14 protein-coding genes are annotated in these 17,414 nt (G+C 47.1%); 10 read left to right on the top strand and 4 right to left on the bottom strand.

Translation table 11 applies throughout. The features are described from left to right. Window positions 1–194 precede the first annotated feature (194 nt). Window positions 195–1,232, bottom strand: coding sequence for an RluA family pseudouridine synthase (locus GV030_RS20755; protein ID WP_159585302.1), 1,038 nt, complete (start codon window positions 1,230–1,232; stop codon window positions 195–197). Between the two features lie 26 nt (window positions 1,233–1,258). Between GV030_RS20755 and GV030_RS20750 the strand changes: the two genes are divergently transcribed. From GV030_RS20750 to GV030_RS20740, 3 genes are read left to right on the top strand one after another with little or no spacing between them, the layout of a single operon-like run. Beyond that, complete coding sequence (locus GV030_RS20750; RefSeq protein ID WP_159585300.1) at window positions 1,259–2,164, top strand: 1-aminocyclopropane-1-carboxylate deaminase/D-cysteine desulfhydrase; 906 nt, start codon at window positions 1,259–1,261, stop codon at window positions 2,162–2,164. A 24-nt stretch (window positions 2,165–2,188) separates the two neighbouring features. Further along, window positions 2,189–3,781, top strand: a complete 1,593-nt coding sequence (locus GV030_RS20745; RefSeq protein ID WP_159585298.1) for a hypothetical protein — start codon at window positions 2,189–2,191, stop codon at window positions 3,779–3,781. Further along, window positions 3,778–5,319, top strand: a complete 1,542-nt coding sequence (locus tag GV030_RS20740; protein ID WP_159585296.1) for a DUF5723 family protein — start codon at window positions 3,778–3,780, stop codon at window positions 5,317–5,319. The genes GV030_RS20745 and GV030_RS20740 overlap by 4 nt, the downstream gene beginning before the upstream one ends. Here GV030_RS20740 and radA read toward each other — a convergent pair. Next, entirely contained in the window at window positions 5,316–6,689 is a 1,374-nt protein-coding gene (gene radA / locus GV030_RS20735; protein WP_159585294.1) for a DNA repair protein RadA, read from the bottom strand. The genes GV030_RS20740 and radA overlap by 4 nt on opposite strands. An 87-nt stretch (window positions 6,690–6,776) precedes the next feature. On the opposite strand from radA, the gene GV030_RS20730 reads away from it, so the two are divergent. After that, window positions 6,777–7,373 (top strand): porin family protein, encoded by a 597-nt coding sequence (locus tag GV030_RS20730; RefSeq protein ID WP_159585292.1) that lies wholly within the window; start codon window positions 6,777–6,779, stop codon window positions 7,371–7,373. Between the two features lie 6 nt (window positions 7,374–7,379). On the opposite strand, the gene pheA is transcribed toward GV030_RS20730, so the two are convergent. Next, window positions 7,380–8,441: a prephenate dehydratase gene (gene pheA / locus GV030_RS20725; RefSeq protein ID WP_159585291.1), complete on the bottom strand. Its 1,062-nt coding sequence runs from the start codon at window positions 8,439–8,441 to the stop codon at window positions 7,380–7,382. Between the two features lie 159 nt (window positions 8,442–8,600). On the opposite strand from pheA, the gene glyA reads away from it, so the two are divergent. The 3 genes from glyA to rpiB are packed head-to-tail and all read left to right on the top strand — an operon-like array spanning window position 8,601 to window position 11,150. Beyond that, window positions 8,601–9,872, top strand: a complete 1,272-nt coding sequence (gene glyA / locus GV030_RS20720; protein WP_159585290.1) for a serine hydroxymethyltransferase — start codon at window positions 8,601–8,603, stop codon at window positions 9,870–9,872. Between the two features lie 5 nt (window positions 9,873–9,877). After that, the gene (gene tatC, locus GV030_RS20715; protein ID WP_159585289.1) at window positions 9,878–10,723 is read left to right on the top strand and encodes a twin-arginine translocase subunit TatC; all 846 of its coding nucleotides are present in this window, start codon (window positions 9,878–9,880) and stop codon (window positions 10,721–10,723) included. Next, complete coding sequence (rpiB, locus tag GV030_RS20710; protein WP_159585288.1) at window positions 10,716–11,150, top strand: ribose 5-phosphate isomerase B; 435 nt, start codon at window positions 10,716–10,718, stop codon at window positions 11,148–11,150. Before tatC ends, rpiB begins: the two co-directional genes overlap by 8 nt. A 45-nt stretch (window positions 11,151–11,195) precedes the next feature. Here the strand turns inward: rpiB and GV030_RS20705 are convergent, their stop codons facing one another. Continuing rightward, window positions 11,196–12,536: a hypothetical protein gene (locus GV030_RS20705; RefSeq protein WP_221413419.1), complete on the bottom strand. Its 1,341-nt coding sequence runs from the start codon at window positions 12,534–12,536 to the stop codon at window positions 11,196–11,198. Window positions 12,537–12,732: 196 nt separating this feature from the next. Between GV030_RS20705 and rbfA the strand changes: the two genes are divergently transcribed. The 3 genes from rbfA to GV030_RS20690 all read left to right on the top strand — a co-directional run bounded on the left by rbfA (window position 12,733) and on the right by GV030_RS20690 (window position 17,405). Further along, window positions 12,733–13,113 (top strand): 30S ribosome-binding factor RbfA, encoded by a 381-nt coding sequence (rbfA, locus tag GV030_RS20700; RefSeq protein ID WP_159585286.1) that lies wholly within the window; start codon window positions 12,733–12,735, stop codon window positions 13,111–13,113. Beyond that, complete coding sequence (locus GV030_RS20695; RefSeq protein WP_159585285.1) at window positions 13,110–14,336, top strand: FtsX-like permease family protein; 1,227 nt, start codon at window positions 13,110–13,112, stop codon at window positions 14,334–14,336. The genes rbfA and GV030_RS20695 overlap by 4 nt, the downstream gene beginning before the upstream one ends. Before the next feature lie 138 nt (window positions 14,337–14,474). Then, window positions 14,475–17,405, top strand: a complete 2,931-nt coding sequence (locus tag GV030_RS20690; RefSeq protein WP_159585284.1) for a DEAD/DEAH box helicase — start codon at window positions 14,475–14,477, stop codon at window positions 17,403–17,405. Window positions 17,406–17,414: the final 9 nt, after the last annotated feature.

The following is a 17,414-nucleotide window of genomic DNA, read 5'->3' as shown; positions in this document are numbered from 1 at the left end:
TTACTCAATTTCATGCAAAAATCATAATATGCCACTGTAGTATTTGCAATTGTGCTGAATAACGCTTTCATCTTGGGTGCACCCGGTTTTTGAAAAAACCCGAACGATTCTATCCATTCGTTTGAATTTTCTCAGAAATCCCGCAAAGAGCTGTGCTCAAACTCACCAAATACTAAAAATGCCTGTCAATCGGATTATTGTTCTTCATCGTAGTGATTGACATAGTTTTCCCACTTTTCCAGCACCTGGGTGAAGTCTTCGGGGAGTTCAGAGTCGAAGCGCATTGGCTCCTTGGTAATGGGGTGAATAAAGCCCAGGGTCTTGGCATGGAGGGCCTGTCTCGGAATCATTTTGAAGCAGTTATGAACAAACTGTTTGTATTTGGTAAATACCGTGCCTTTCAGAATGGTGTCGCCACCATAGGTGGCATCGTTGAAAAGTGGGTGCCCGATGTATTTCATATGTGCCCTGATCTGATGAGTACGCCCAGTCTCCAAATTACACTTGAGCAACGTGACATACCTCAGCTGTTTCACAGTCTCATAGTGGGTCACAGCATTTTTCCCAAAATCCCCTTCCGGAAAAGCAGTCGTGATCCGGCGATCCTTCAAGCTGCGGCCCACAAACACATCAATGGTGCCTTTAGTGGGTTCTGGCTCTCCCCATACGAGTGCATAGTAGGTGCGTTCGATACTGTGATCAAAAAACTGGCGTGCCAGGCCGGTCATGGCAGCTTCTGTCTTGGCAATCACCAGAAGTCCCGAAGTATCCTTGTCTATCCGGTGTACCAGCCCGGGTCTACCCTCGTTTCCTTCCATTTCGGGAAGATTCTGAAAGTGATACGCCAGAGCATTCACCAGGGTACCGCTCCAGTTTTGATATGCCGGATGCACCACCATCCCGGCTGGTTTGTTCACGATCAAGAGATATTTATCCTCATAGATGATATTCAACGGAATGTCCTCAGGGACAACATCCTCATCTCTGGGAGGCTCCGACAAATAGATATGTATGGAATCACCCGGATGCACTTTGTAGTTGGGCTTCACCAACTCCCCATTCACTTTGACAAAACCATCTTTAATGCCAGACTGAATCTTGGTGCGTGTGACGTTGGGCAACCTGTCCATTAAAAACTTGTCTACACGCAGTATGGCCTGTTTAGGGTCTGCTATAATGTGGTGATGCTCAAACAAGTCCTCGTTCTGGTGCTCTTCCTGTGGGTCAATCATGGGGCAAATTTACCTAACTTCGCTGTATGGCTCGCATACCTTCTCCAATTGGGCAAATTCATGATCCTCTCTTTGAAGAAAAGGGTCTGGAAGTCTGGATCAAGCGTGATGACCTCATTCATCCCCATATCATGGGCAACAAATGGAGGAAGCTGAAATACAATCTTCTCCATGTCCGGGAATCCCACCTCGCTGGCATTGTCACGTTCGGGGGGGCTTACTCCAACCACATAGCCGCCACAGCAGCGGCCTGTGCGGCGAATCAACTCCCCTCTATTGGAATCATACGGGGTGATGAGCTGTCGCCTGACAGCAATCCCACCCTTCGGTTTGCTTCGGACCAAGGCATGAAACTCCAATTTGTCTCCAGAAATGAGTACCGCCAACTCAAGGAAAACCAACATCAACTCCAACAAATCCACCCTGGCTATCTGATCCTGCCGGAAGGGGGCACAAACGAGCTGGCCATCCGGGGGTGTCAGGAAATATGGACTGAAATAAACCAATCTTTCGACTATGTAATCACCTCTGTGGGTACAGGGGGTACGATGGCTGGGTTGTTAAAAGCAATGAGCGGGGAGGGTAAACTGATCGGAATCTCCGCCCTTAAAGGGAATTTCATTCATTCAGAATTCAGGAACATGCTCCAACATCACAACATTCCATTTGAAAATTACGAATTAATGGATCAATGGCATTTTGGTGGGTATGGTAAGGTAACAGACGACCTGGTGGCATTTATTAATGACACCAAAGAAAAAATCAATGTGCTTTTTGATCCTATTTACACGGCAAAAATGTACTTTGCGGTAACTAAACTCATTGAGACTAATTATTTCCCTTCCAACTCAAAAATAGTCCTGATCCACACCGGGGGCCTGCAAGGAATCGCAGGATTCATCGAAAAACAGAAGAAAAACATTTTGCTTTAAACTTATTTTGCCAATTTTAGTAACGTGAAAAAATCACTTTCCGCCCTATTGATCCTTTTTTGCCTGAGTTGTAATGTCAATGACCTTGATTTTGACAACCTCAAAGGACCTACTCTAACCAGCGAGGTAGCCTTGCCTCTTGGTGATATCTCCTATTCCATGCGTGACCTCCTAAACGAAATAGGGGACAAAGCACTCCAGCTGGATGAAGACAGTACTTCCCTACTAAAACTCACCTATTTTGACAGTGCTGAGTTCAATAAAGGAGAGGACGTGATCAACATAGACGACATTAGCAATCAGGCCAGGATTGGCATCCCGGCACTGGGGCCTGCTCCGGAAAGCCTGCAAGCTGTGATTGATACCATATTGGTCTTTAGCTACCCGGCTGAAAATAATGAAGCTCTTGACTCAGTGTTTTATAATGGTGGTAGCCTGGTCCTTTCTTTAAATTCCAATATGGGCAGTGATGTCAATTTCACCTTTGACATTACCAACACCCGGTCAATCTCAGGAAATGAGCCCGTGACATTTGCAGGCAGCATGGGTGGTTTTGGCAACTACGAAGAATCCAGAGATCTGGATGGTTACAAAACGCTGCTCTCCACGGAAGGAGACAGTAACACTTTTCAGGTGAATGCCCAAATCACGGTATTTCTTGGTCCAGGAGAGAGCACTTCCCCTACAGACTATCTGAATATGACCCTCAGCTATCTCGACCAGACCTTTTCTATCCTATATGGTAAGTTTGGCCAGGACACCCTCGCAGTGGGCAACGAGGTACTCAACATCGCCTTTTTTGAAGACCTGGGCGAATCAGGCTTCAAGTTTGGCGATCCGGAAATCAACTTCCATTTTGAAAGTACTTTTGGGGTTCCGATGGGCATCGTATTCAAGGGACTTTATGGCGCAGATAGCTCCGCCAGCGGAATGGATACCACCTACCTGAGTGGAAGTGCCACAGTGACACCACAGGTAGTGGAAGGGGCCAAGTCTCCAGGTCAGTTTGTTCAGTCTACCGTCTCACTCAATAGCCAAAACTCTTCCTTGCGGGATTTGCTGGCGGCCTCTCCCAGGTCCATCGGTTTTAATCTCACGGGAATTGCTAACCCCGATGACCCTACCCAACAGAACTTTGTGATGGATGATAGCTATATCTCCACAGCCATTGAGATCTCGCTTCCTATGGAGTTGTCATTGAAGGATGTCACACGCGAAATTGATTTTAGTCTTGGTGATGGACTGGACTTTGATGAGGCCGAAAGCCTGACCATGCGAATCATCTCACTGAATGGGCTTCCATTTTCAGCCAGATTAGAAGTAGAGATCAGGGATAAGTCGGACTCCACACTCCATACTATACCACAGGCACTGGTCCTGGAAACTCCTTTTATCGATAAGGCGGGACTGGTGACACAGGCCCGAAGCCACGTGGAGGACATCCACCTCACTGCCGAAGGTGTAGATGCACTGCGGGTCGGATCAAAAGTTGTGTTAAGGATTATTTTGAATACGCCCGCCACTTCCGGTACCAGAGATGTCTACGTGAAAATCCTGGCGGATTATAAAATCGACATTAAAGTGGCTGTAGTCGGAAAACTAAAAACTGAACTATGATGAGGCGATTTTATGTTACTTTCTCCTTGGTAGTAGCCTGTGCCCTTGCCTCCAGCGCTCAGAGCAGTCTGTCCTTCTATCACCTTGGCAACGCTACCTTTCAGAACAGCTACTACAACCCGGCACTGGTTCCTGAGGGAAAGGTGTTCGTAGGACTTCCGGTACTTTCAGGTATTCATTTGAATTTCAATAATAAATTCAATTACAAGGATGTCATCATACAGGGAGAAGTTCAAAAGGAAATAGACCTGAACCTCTACCTTAAGAGTCTGCAGAAAAACAATATGGTGAGCATGACCACTGCCTTTAACCTCTTTCATCTTGGGATCACCACCAGAGGAGGGTCTACCCTGGCATTGTATGCCAATGAGCGAATAGAGATGGATTTTTTATACCCAAAATCTCTCATGGAATTCCTGATTAAAGGCAACTCCGGATCTAAAGGTGAAACCGTTAAAATAGGCAAGACGAGGTTATCCACAACCTATTTCAGGGAATTCGGATTGGGCTATTCCACCAATATTTCGAGTGACCTCTCAGTAGGCGTTCGGGCTAAATATCTTCAGGGTTTTCTCAATGGAAGCACCCCTGGAGGTTTCACAGCCGACCTTACTACTAACAAAGAAGACTACTCCATCAGTCTGGATATGCGCGATGCTACCTTCCGCACCAGTGGAATGGACATCTTTCAGGGGAATACCGGCAATTTGGGTACTCACCTCATCTCCAATAACAATCGCGGCGCAGCCATTGACCTGGGGTTCAACCTGAACATGGGGCCTGATTATACCATCTCAGGATCTATTGCAGATATTGGATTCATTTCGTGGAAAGAGGACATCAAGAATTATACCCTTGCCGATACCACTATGACTTACTCAGGCATCGACCTTAAAGATCCGGGGGATTTGGTGCAGACCATAGAGGACTCCCTCATCAATAAGTTTAAGAACCGGAATAGTGAAACCGACGACCCTTATACCACCATTATCAGCCCGAAAGCGTATTTGAGCTGGACTTATCATGCGCACAATGGGGGAGATGTGATCGCCACAGGGGGTGCAAGGTATATTCAGGGTCAGATGAAGTTTCTTTTAGGGGCGGGATACAGACATTCTTTCGGGAAATTTTTCGTAGGGACCGTCAATGTCACCAAGCTTCCGCAGCAGTTTTTCAACATGGGGGCGGCTCTGGCACTGAAAGGCGGACCCGCACAGATGTATCTGGCCGTAGATCAGGTGGTCAACTATGACCTCACAAAATTCCAGGCCATTGATGTGAGGTTTGGTATCAACTTCATCATTGGCCAAAAGGAGCCGGAGAGTATGATGGAAGCAAATAAACCAAAAGTCAAAAGGACAAAAGCAGGTACCCAGAGCTTCCTTGGCCAAAAAGTGGATGTAAAGGGTCAGGAGGGGATTTACACCATCATCAATAAGCAGGAAAGAAGGAAGAAGCGTGACTATGAGTTTGAGGGTGATCCCATCCCCAAGGAGAAGAATCGTTTTAAACAACGCTCACCCAAAGAGCGATACTAGCGCGCAAAAAGCACCTCAAAAGCCTCCGAAAGACGGGTAAATGCCTTCACTTCTATGTCAAACTTAGAAGTGTCGATCCCTTTTACATTGTATTTCGAGAGATAAATCTGCTTAAACCCTAGTTTGGCGGCCTCTGTAATCCGTGATTCTATTCTATTCACCGCTCTAATCTCTCCTCCGAGACCCACTTCCGCTGCAAAACAGATAGAGCTGGGAATGGCAATGTCATCAAATGAAGAAAATACTGCCGCACAAATGGTCAAATCCAGTGCCGGGTCGTTCACTTTGATTCCTCCGGCCAGGTTGAGAAAGATGTCCTGTGCGCTGAGTCTGATTCCAAGTCTTTTTTCCAAAACAGCCAGCAGCATATTCAGCCTTTTTCCGTCAAAGCCGGTAGTGCTCCGCTGCGGTGTACCGTAGGTCGCCGGGCTCACCAATGCCTGCACCTCTATCAACAAGGGTCTGTTTCCCTCCAGAGTAGCGCCTATGCCTACCCCACTCAAAAAGCCGTCTCTTGGTGAAATCAATACCTCAGACGGGTTGGTCACTTCACGGAGGCCCGTCTCCCGCATTTCATAAATGCCAATCTCGGAAGTAGAACCGAAGCGGTTTTTGGAAGTGCGCAAAATCCGGTATGAAAGATGCCTGTCTCCCTCGAACTGCAGGACCGTATCCACCATATGCTCCAGCACCTTTGGGCCGGCAATCGCTCCGTCTTTATTCACATGTCCAATCAGAAAAACAGGGACATTGGTCTGTTTGGCGTATTTCATCAATTTACCTGCACACTCCCGCACCTGTGAGATAGAGCCTACCGAGGCTTCGATTGTTTCCGTATGCAAGGTCTGGATAGAGTCGATGATCAGAATCTCCGGCTTGAGCTGCGCAGCATGGTTCAAAATATTGGCCAGAGATGTCTCGGCCAAAAGAAAACAGTTTTCGGCCTGGATACCAATGCGCTCCGCCCGCATTCTGATCTGATCCAGACTTTCCTCCCCTGAGGCATAGAGTACCTTGGTGGTTTTCATCCTGATGGCCATCTGGAGCAACAGGGTAGACTTGCCGATTCCGGGCTCTCCCCCAATCAATACCAGCGATCCGGGAACAATGCCACCACCCAGCGTCCGGTTTAGCTCTCCGGTAGGGGTCTTTATGCGCTGATGCTCGTCGTAGACGACATCCTGAATCTTGCGCGGCTGATTGCGAGGGGCACTGGCATCTTCCCACACCTCCTTTTCGGTGGAGCTCCCTTTGGTCACAATCTCCTCTACATAGGTATTCCACTCCCCGCAGGCAGGGCATTTGCCCACCCATTTGGCGGAGTTGGCTCCGCAGTTCTGACAATAAAATGTAGTTTTAGATTTGGCCAAAGGTTTTGGTGTTATTCACACAAAGGAAATATTTTTATCTTCACCAGCGATAAATAATTTTGATTCATTTACTTCAATCCGCTGCATATGCGCTCCAGACTTGTCGGTTTTATTTTCGTCCTGCTCTTATCATTCCATATGCTCGCCCAGGAATCCTACTTTGGGTGGAAAGTAGGGTATAACAAGACCGCTTTGAAAGGTGAAAACTCCGGAAATGTGAGCCTGAGCCCTAGAAACACTTTTAGTAGCGCGTTTGTCCTTTCTACTCAAATGCGATCCCTGCCCATTGGGTTTTCCTTGGAGCCAGGTTATATCCTCAAGGGTACCCAAATAGATCATGACACACTCGATTATAAGTTTCATTACCTGAATATGCCAGTGCTGCTGGATGTATATCCTGTAAAAAGACTAAAACTGAGTCTGGGAGTAGAAATTGCCAGGCTTCTAAGTGCTAAAAACCTCGCCAATGACTCGACCCGTCAAAACATCATCTCCACCTATGATAAACGGTGGGAAGTATCGGCCGCAATAGGAGCCAGTCTGTCCGTTTCTTATTTTATGGATTTAGGGATTCGGTACAATACTGCACTTTCGCAAATCTCGAATCAAGATGCCATCATCGATCGAAAGAATCTGTTCAATCAGTACACCCAGCTATTCATACTGTTCAAAATCGCTAACTAACCTTCTCTAGCACAGCTGCACATAGCTCCCCAGCCACGTGATGTTGTTTTTGTAGGGTTGAATGGTATTCTGAACCTTTGGTTCATTAAAGTGTCCTTCGAACTCCACAAAAAATACATACTTGAAGGTAGTACCTTCTTTAGCAGGCCGGCTTTCTACTTTACAAAGGTTGATTCCAGCATTCTGGAAATTCTGTAAGAACCTCACCAAAGATCCGGGCTCATCAGGCAGGTTAGCAATCACCGAGGTTTTATCCTGCCCACTTACCTGGTTGACGAAATTCTGACTAATAATCAAAAACCGGGTCTGGTTATCTGCCGAGTCCTGAATATTGCTATAAAGGATAGGTAAGGTATACTGTCTGGCAGCGATAGGCGCACAGATAGCCGCTGCTCCATCTTCCTCCCCTGCAATCTGACAGGCTCGGCTGGTAGAGCTTACAGGCACCAGTTTCACTGGGTGTTTAAAGTAGTCATTCAGGAAGTTTTTACACTGCCGGAAGGCAATGTCTCTCGAATAGACGGTTTTGATGTTTTCCAGGTTTTCCTCCTTAGAGGCAAAGGCGAAATGAATGGGCAAGACAATCTCAGCGGCTATGCTCAGCTTATGCTGGGCCAGTAGATCGATGGTTTCCTGCACGGTACCTTCCTGATTGTTCTCTATTGGTACCACACCGAATCTGGCCCGCGAAGTTTTTACAGACTCAAATACAGAGGTGATGGAATCCAGTGGGATGTAATCGCTCATGGCGCCATACCTGCTCTCAGCAGCCTGGTGCGTGAAGCTTCCCTCCGGACCCAGATAGGCAATACGCTCGGGGAGTTCGTAGTTTCTGCTTACCGCAAAAATCTCGAAGAAGATAGCCTCAATGGCTGCTCTGTTCAGTATCCCCTGACTATTGGCCGTGAGGCGATCGATAATCGCCTTTTCCCGCTCTGGCCGATAGATGGCAGACTTATCTGATCGCTTCAGTTTGCCCACCTCCTGCACGATATCCATCCGCTTGTTGAGCAACTTGATCAGCTCATCATCCAATTGGTCTATTTCTTTTCTAAACTCTTCTAGCATCTCACAAAACACAAAGTAAAAAGCTAAAATAACCCAACACTGTCACAAATACGAGTAAAAATGACATTGGTAAAGTGGGGGTCATCGACTAATTTTGGCGCTTCGTTCTAAAGAGGAATTAAAAAAGACTTTCCCACCAGGTAAAACCTAAAGCTAACCATGAAAAGAGACGACAAACTATTTGCCCTAATAGATCAGGAAAAAAGAAGACAAAACGAAGGCATCGAGCTCATCGCCTCTGAGAACTTCACTTCTCTGCAGGTAATGGAAGCTGCCGGTAGTGTGCTCACCAACAAATACGCCGAAGGACTACCTGGGAAACGCTATTATGGAGGTTGCGAAGTAGTGGATGAAGTGGAGACCCTGGCCATAGAGCGAATCAAAGAACTTTTCGGTGCCAACTGGGCCAATGTACAACCTCACTCAGGTGCACAAGCCAATGCTGCTGTATTCCTGGCTTGTCTCAACCCTGGCGATAAAATCCTTGGGTTTGACCTGTCACATGGCGGCCACTTGTCGCATGGCTCACCAGTGAATCTTTCAGGAAAATATTACCAGGCCAACTTCTATGGCGTGGAGCAGGACACTGGCCTGATCGACATGGACAGAGTGGAAGAGAAAGCCAGGCAAATCAAACCCAAGATGATCATCTGTGGTGCCTCGGCCTATTCCAGAGACTGGGATTATGAGCGCTTCCGCGAAATTGCTGATGAAGTAGGTGCCGTATTGCTTGCGGACATTTCTCATCCGGCAGGGCTTATCGCACGTGGGTTGCTCAATGACCCGCTTGATCACTGCCACATCGTTACTACCACCACCCACAAGACCCTGAGAGGTCCTCGTGGCGGACTCATCATGGTGCGCGAAGACATTGACAACCCATTTGGCCTTACCACGGCCAAGGGAACCATTCGTAAAATGAGTTCTATCCTGGACTCCGGGGTATTTCCCGGCACACAAGGAGGACCTTTGGAGCACATCATTGCAGCCAAAGCCGTGGCTTTCGGTGAAGCCTTATCTGATGAATACATGACCTACATCATGCAGGTGCAGAAAAACGCTAAGGTGATGGCTGATGCCTTTGTGAAGAAAGGCTATGACCTTATCTCGGGAGGCACGGACAACCACCTGATGCTCATAGACCTGAGGTCCAAAGAGCTGACAGGAAAAGATGCCGAAAACGCACTGATCAAGGCGGACATCACTGTGAACAAAAACATGGTGCCTTTTGATGACAAATCACCCTTTATCACCTCTGGCATGCGTGTGGGTACTGCGGCTATTACTACCCGTGGCATGATGGAGAGCGATATGGAAAAAATTGTGGACCTGATAGACAAGGTAATCACCAACCATACGGATGATGAAGCCCTTGCAGATGTGAAATCCAGTGTGAACACCTGGATGAATGACTTCCCGCTTTACGCATAAGATATATGCCTCTGGATCAAGTTGAGGATGAAGAACAAGAAATGACCTTTTTGGATCACCTGGAGGAACTCCGGTGGCATCTGATCAGGTCGCTTATTGCTATAATGGTTTTTGCCATCGCGGCTTTTGCTGCTAAAACTTTGGTTTTTCATACCATTATTTTAGGCCCCAGCCGGGTCGACTTCTGGACTTACGAGGCCCTTTGTCGATTATCAGAAATGCTCAAGTCCCCGGCCCTTTGTATCGATGAACTCCCATTCATCATTCAGAGTCGGCAGATGACGGGTCAGTTTTCCATGCACGTCACTTCTTCCTTTGTGATTGGTATTATCTGCGCATTTCCATATGCCTTCTGGGAAATCTGGCGTTTTGTCAAACCCGGACTTTACCCCAAAGAGCGTAAGGCAGCCAGAGGTGCCACATTTTACGTGAGTCTCCTCTTTTTGATGGGCGTGTTCTTTGGCTATTTCATTGTCACTCCCATTTCGATCAACTTTTTGTCCAACTATCGGCTGGACCCAAGCATCATGAATGAGTTTGACATCATATCCTATGTGTCTACGGTCATCACGCTCATCTTGGCCTGCGGTATATTGTTCCAGCTTCCCATAGTGGTGTTCTTTCTGACCAAAGCCGGTCTGGTCACGCCGGAACTTTTAAAGACCTACAGGCGTCATGCCATTATAGTTATTTTGATTTTGGGGGCCATGCTCACCCCTCCTGATCCTTTCAGTCAGATATTGATCGCAATTCCCCTATTGGGATTGTATGAAGTAAGTATCTTTATCTCCAGAAGGGTGACCAGAAGAGAGCTCCTCGAAACCACGGAAATTCAGAAACGCGATGAGTAAGAAAATAGCCATAGGCGGAGATCATGCCGGATATTATCACAAAGAGAAATTAGTAAAATGGCTCCAATCAGAAGGATATGAAGTAACCGATTTCGGGCCCTTCAATGCTGACTCGGCGGATTATCCTGATTTTGTGCACCCGGCCTGTGAGGCCATTGAAAAAAGCGATTGCGAGTTTGGAATACTGATCTGTGGTTCGGGTCAGGGAGTGACCATCACTGCCAACAAACACCAGAAAATAAGAGCGGCGCTGTGCTGGGATACCGACCTGGCTGCCGTGACCCGACAGCATAATAACTCCAACGTGGTCTGCATCGCTGCACGGTGGACTGCCTATGAACTGGCAGAGTCCATTGTAAAAACTTTCCTCACCACCGAGTTTGAAGGAGGTAGACACCAAAGGCGAGTGGATAAAATCAGTTGCTGACGTTCTAAAATTCGCTACGAACAGGCAGACGCTTATCCAACCGCTTCAATCCACCCGAAGATAAACGCCGGGTGAAGTCTCCTGATAATGGGCACTGAATACCGGGAATCTTTCAAATATCTGCGCCATGTCTCCCCATTGATCGATGATGGCATCCGGAGCAGATTGCTCCAGGGTTTCAAACAGACCGGAAGCTTCATCATAATAGTGGAGATCTTCCATCTTCTTTCTGCTGACCTCTGCATCCAAAAAAGGGCCTGCCAGTACATACTCCTGATAATCGGCCACATCCAGGCCAAGGCCCATCAGCCGGTTTCCGGGCACTTTCACTTCCGAAGGTTTTACCAGTAGCCCGCTCGGTGGATTATTTCTGAGCCACACATTGGGGTATACAAGCAACCCTATTACCATCAGATACGGCATCAGCACTTTCCAGACTTTGCGCCTTAGTCCTAAAAAATAATGAACCAGGAAGAAAGTAGTCGTCGGCACAAAAAAGATCAAATCAGCACTCATCAAATCCCTTGAAAAAAGGACCACGAGAAACGCCGCCAGCATGAATGAAACCATCACCTGCTGCATCTTCTGCTGATAATTGGTCACTCTGAGCGAAAACAGTACGGTCAGAGAAAGTAAGGTGACACCCAGGAGAAATCCGCCAATACCCAGGAGTTCCATAAAGCTCACGTAAAAAATTCTGGCCTTACTTACACCCTCCACGAAAAAGTCATCCAGGAAATCTCTGCCCGCCCCAAACCAGAAAAAATAGGCCCAGATGACGACAAACACTACCCCGGCTCCATAGACCAGCAGGAGTAATCTGCGGGGCACGGCAGAAGAAAACAAGATGAAACTGAGCAAAAAGATCACGAAGAATACCGCGGCAGGCAGATAGAAGCATGTGGCCACTCCCAGGTAAATCCCCGAAAGCAGAAAAAGCTCATCAGTCACCACATTATCGATTCGCCGAAAAATATGATTGAGTGACAGCAGGATAAAAGTGATGGCCATGAGCTGTGGAGATAGTGCAAAAAAGTCCATGACCGAAGACATTAGCACGATGTACAAAAAAGCCGGGACGTAGCCATTCTCATCATAGGCCTTATTCTTAAGCAAGATTCGATTGAAAATACCAGCCTGCACCGTCACCAGAAAAGTGCTGACGACCAGGTGAACCCATCTGCTCCGACCAAAGACAAAGTCTAACCACTTGTAGATAAATGCGGCCAGCGGCCCGGTGTGGTCATAAAGGTCCTTATACATGGTGAACCCATCGCTCAGGCGCTCGCCCACCAGCAGCCACTTCAACTCAGGGAGTGAGAGCGGCAGCCCTGCGATGATCCATGTCACTCTGATCGCTACCAGGATCAGGAAAACAAAAATCATCCTGTACGGATCGTTGATTCTAAAAAATTGCAGCAATTTGAAATGAAGTCTGGCTGTTTTGCGTTTCGAAATTAACAAATAAATTGGTGGAGGAGAGTGCTTTCTATAGCTTCCTGCTAAATAATAGAGGCCCTTATACCTGACAAAACGTTGACAGGCATGTACACCTTCCTGTATATTATGGATATTTGCACCAATGACACAGAACAAAAGACAACATAAGTACGGCAGGCAAATCCAAAAAGACCTTAGCGAGATCTTTCAGCGCGACACCCGGCATTATTTTGGGCATAGCCTGGTGACAGTCACCGCGGTAGAGATGTCACCGGATCTGGGCTTTGCCAAAATCTTTCTAAGCGTATTTCCCATCCAAAATACAGAAGACGTTTTCTTTAACCTCAACGAAAAGAAAAGCGAAATCCGAAAGCACCTGGGCAACAGAATAGGAAAGCAGGTTCGGGTGACCCCTGAGCTGGCGTTTTTCCATGACGATACCGAAGAGCGAGCCTCCCGCATGGATCAGCTCATCGATGGTTTGAACATTCCCCCCGCAGACGAAACCGAAGAAGAGGAGTGAACCTTGCCTATTTCATTGCCAAAAGATATTTTCTCTCTAAAAAGAAGAAAAGCTTCATCAATGTGATCTCCATCATTTCTATGTTGGTGGTGGCCATTGGTACCATGGCATTGATCATCGTACTTTCAGTTTTCAATGGTCTGGAGGGACTGCTGCGAAACCTCTATGGCACCGTAGATCCCAACCTGGTGGTGTCAGCCAATGTGGGGAAATCTTTTGTCTATGGGCCCGACATCAGTAATAAAGTAAACTCCCTCGAAGAAATTGTGAGCATCACCGAGGTACTGGAGGACAATGTGCTCATCAAATACAACAATGCTCAGCGCGTGGCCAGGGTGAAGGGCGTGAGTGAAAGCTTTATAGAGCAGGGTCGCCTGGAAGACTACCTCGTGTTCGGGGATCTCAAGCTTACCTCCAACGACATCTCCTACGCCATCGTAGGCAGAGGCGTACAATATGACCTGTCCATCAACCCCAAAAACGACTTTTATACCATACAGATGTACTTCCCTGACGAAGTGCGCCCGGGTATGCTCAATCCTGAGAAAATGTATCGTCTGAAGAACATCCTGCCCGGTGGGGTCTTCGCAGTGGAAAAATCCTATGATGAAAACCTGGTCTACGTACCCATACGATTTGCCGAAGAGCTCTTCAACAAAAAAGGCAAGCGGAATCTCCTGGAGCTTCAGCTTGCTCCTTCAGCCGACCCAAATAAGGTGAAGAAAAGACTGCAGGATTTACTCGGGTCTTCCTTTTTGGTACAATCCAACGACGAGATTCACGGCGACCTCTACAGGGTGTTGTCTTATGAAAAATTCTTCGTGTTTCTCACGTTTTCCATCATCATCGCCATAGCCTCCATCAACATCTTCTTCTCGCTCAATATGCTGGTGCTTGATAAGAAAAAAGACGTGGCCATACTGTCTGCCCAGGGTGCCACCCGTGGCCTCATCACCAAAATATTCCTACTGGAAGGCTGTATAGTTGCCTTCACGGGTGCTTTTACCGGACTACTTCTGGGCCTCCTGGTTAGTTTCGTACAGCAGGAGTTTGGTCTGGTCACCATGGGCATGCAGACCGCCATCATCGATGCATACCCTGTGAAAGTGGAATGGCTCGATGTTCTCCTCACCGTTTTGTCCATCATTGTCATCACCATCGTCACCTCCATACAGCCGGCACTCAGCGCCTCCAAAAGCGTTGCGATGACTGATCTACAGTGATTTTTAACTTCGTCCTCCTCTTCCCAAAGAGAGCGTTCTAATTATCGTCAGTAAAAACTTAAGAATCTCTTCTTTGCGCGCGTAGTGATTTTTAATTCCTTTTTTATTAGTTTCGAAATTTGCCCAGTTGCAAACGATATGAAAGTAGCCCCTGATCAGCCTTTTCAAATTGTCTATTCACTCTTCGAGCATGAGTACCTCGGTTTCTTGTTTGAGTCATTTGTCGTGCAGATCAACGACAAAGGAAATTTGACTTATTCACATCAAAACATCTCTGCCCAAAACGCCGAAGAATTTGATGAGGGACTGGATGCAGCCGACTATGAGCTGATCAAGACCATGGATCAGATGCAGCAAAAGGCTGTATTCAATCATTTCCAGAAAAAGAAGATGAAGCTCGATGAGTTTTTTCTGAAGGTTTACGATAAAAAAGCGGGTGATAAAATCCTACAGGATGAGATAGACCGATACCTGGAAATTCGCCGATCCAAGGTGCTTTCACTTATTCATGGCAAGCAACTATTTGAAATGGGCAAAGACGGAGAGCCCACCTGGAAAAAGATTACCATTTCGGATGAGAAGGCTACAGTCCTTTTTCATTTCAGGAGAAATGAAGAAAACACCCATTATTTTCCTACCATCAAACTCAAGGAAGAGAAGGTTCACTTTTTTCAAAACGAAAGCTATCTTCTGTGTAAAGAACCCGCCTGGATGGTGGTAGATGATACCCTCTTCACCTTCGAACAGGAGGTGAATGGTAACAAGCTAAAGCCCTTTTTCAATAAAAAATTTATCCTCATCCCGAAAAATGTAGAGGAGACCTATTATCGAAAGTTTGTGGCCCCCCTCATTGCATCATTCGACGTGTATGCCCAGGGTTTTGAGATCAAGTCCGAAAAACTGCTGCCCACCCCGGTGCTGTCATTTTCCGAACTGGCTTCTGCCTCACAAAGCACAGGCACTTTGTTTGATACTCCCAAGACCAACGGTACCAGTGCGGATGTTTCCAAAATCCTATTCGAACTGAGCTTCCGCTATGGCACGTATTCCTACAAAGCCGACAAACTCAAAAAAGTGAGTGTCTCTGTAGAAAAGCAGGAAGATGATTACATTTTTCACAGGGTGCGAAGGGACTCCACACAAGAGAAGAGCTTCATCGATACCCTGACCAACTCCGGCCTGCCTCTCAAGAGCTCCAGATCCACGCTAAGCAAAACCAATGCCATGTCGTGGCTCAATGACAACCTGGCTACACTGCGTGAGCAGGGTTTCATCATAGACCAGCGCGACGCTTCGGTAAAAAAGTATTTTGTAGGCTCCACCGATTTTAACCTCGAAATCACTGAAAACATTGATTGGTTCGATATCAAAGCGGTCATCCATTTTGGAGAATTTGAAATCCCCTTTACCACCATTCGACAGTACGTACTCAACAAGCAAAGCGAGTTCAAACTGCCCAATGGTGAATACGCCATCATCCCAGACAACTGGGTAACCGAGTACAGTGATCTGTTTGCATTCTCCAGCAACGGAGCGGATAACATCACGCTGAACAAAATCCACGTATCCCTGGTCAAAGACCTCAAAGACGGCAACCACGCCAAAGTGGCCATGACCAGAAAGCTGGAAAAGCTGCTGGATTTCGATGAAATAGAAGACACGCCGGTTCCCGCCAAGTTTAAAGGAACCCTTCGTCCCTACCAGCAGGCAGGCTACAACTGGCTGTCCTTCCTGAACCAGTATGGTTTTGGTGGCTGCCTTGCAGATGATATGGGTCTGGGAAAAACCGTACAGACTTTGGCCCTTCTGCAGGGTGAAAAGGAAAAAGACAACGGCTCCACCAGCCTGCTGGTGATGCCCACTTCCCTCATTTACAACTGGGAGATGGAAGCCGGAAAGTTCGCTCCAGGCCTGAAAATACTCAACTACACCGGTACCAACCGAAACAAGAATCATGAGCGTTTTGCCCGCTACGACCTGGTGATCACCAGCTACGGCATCACCCGGATAGATACTGACCTGCTCAAGCAGTTCTATTTCAACTACATCATCCTGGATGAGTCTCAGGCCATCAAAAATCCGGACTCCATCATCTCCAAGTCCGTGCGGGAGTTGAAGTCACGTAGAAAACTCATTCTATCCGGCACGCCGATAGAAAACAGCACGCTAGACCTTTGGTCACAGATGTCTTTTGTGAATCCGGGGCTACTTGGTACCGAGAAGTTCTTCAAAACGGAGTATCAGATTCCTATAGAAAAACGCAAGGATGAGGCCAAAATGCGTCGCCTCAATGCACTGATCAAGCCATTTATTCTGAGAAGAGAAAAAACTCAAGTGGCCAAAGACCTGCCCGAAAAAGTGGAAAACGTCCACTACTGTGATCTTTCTGCGCAGCAGCGAGAATATTATGATCGGGAGAAAAATGCTTACCGAAACAAAATACTGGACCTCATTGCACAAGATGGCCTTCAAAAATCTCAAATGATCCTCCTGCAAGGTCTTACCCGATTGCGACAAATTGCCAACCATCCGAGCATGGTGGATGAGACCTATGAAGGCGACTCTGGTAAGTTTGAAGACATCACCCACATGGTATCCAATGCGCTGGGCAAGGATCACAAAATTTTGATTTTCAGCCAATTTGTAAAGCACCTGAAAATCGTGGAGCAGTATCTCCAGGCAGAAAACATCCCTTATGCATACCTCGATGGATCTGTGAAGGACAGAAAGGCAGAGGTGGAGAAGTTTCAAAACAATGAAAACATCCGCATATTTCTCATTTCCCTGAAAGCCGGAGGACTTGGCCTCAACCTCACGGAAGCGGACTATGTATTCCTGCTGGATCCCTGGTGGAACCCCGCCATAGAGGCCCAGGCCGTGGATAGGGCCCACAGGATTGGTCAGACCAATAAAGTCTTCACCTATAAGTTTATCGCCAGAGACACTGTAGAAGAAAAGATCCTCAAACTACAACAGTCCAAACTGAAGCTTGCGCAAAACCTCATCACCATAGAGGAGAGCTTTGTGAAGAGCCTCAGCAAGGAGGACATCACCAATCTTTTTGACTAAGGACAAGAC

The organism is Marinoscillum sp. 108 (assembly GCF_902506655.1).
Lineage (GTDB): Bacteria > Bacteroidota > Bacteroidia > Cytophagales > Cyclobacteriaceae > Marinoscillum > Marinoscillum luteum.
This window is presented reverse-complemented; position numbering and strand designations above follow the sequence as displayed.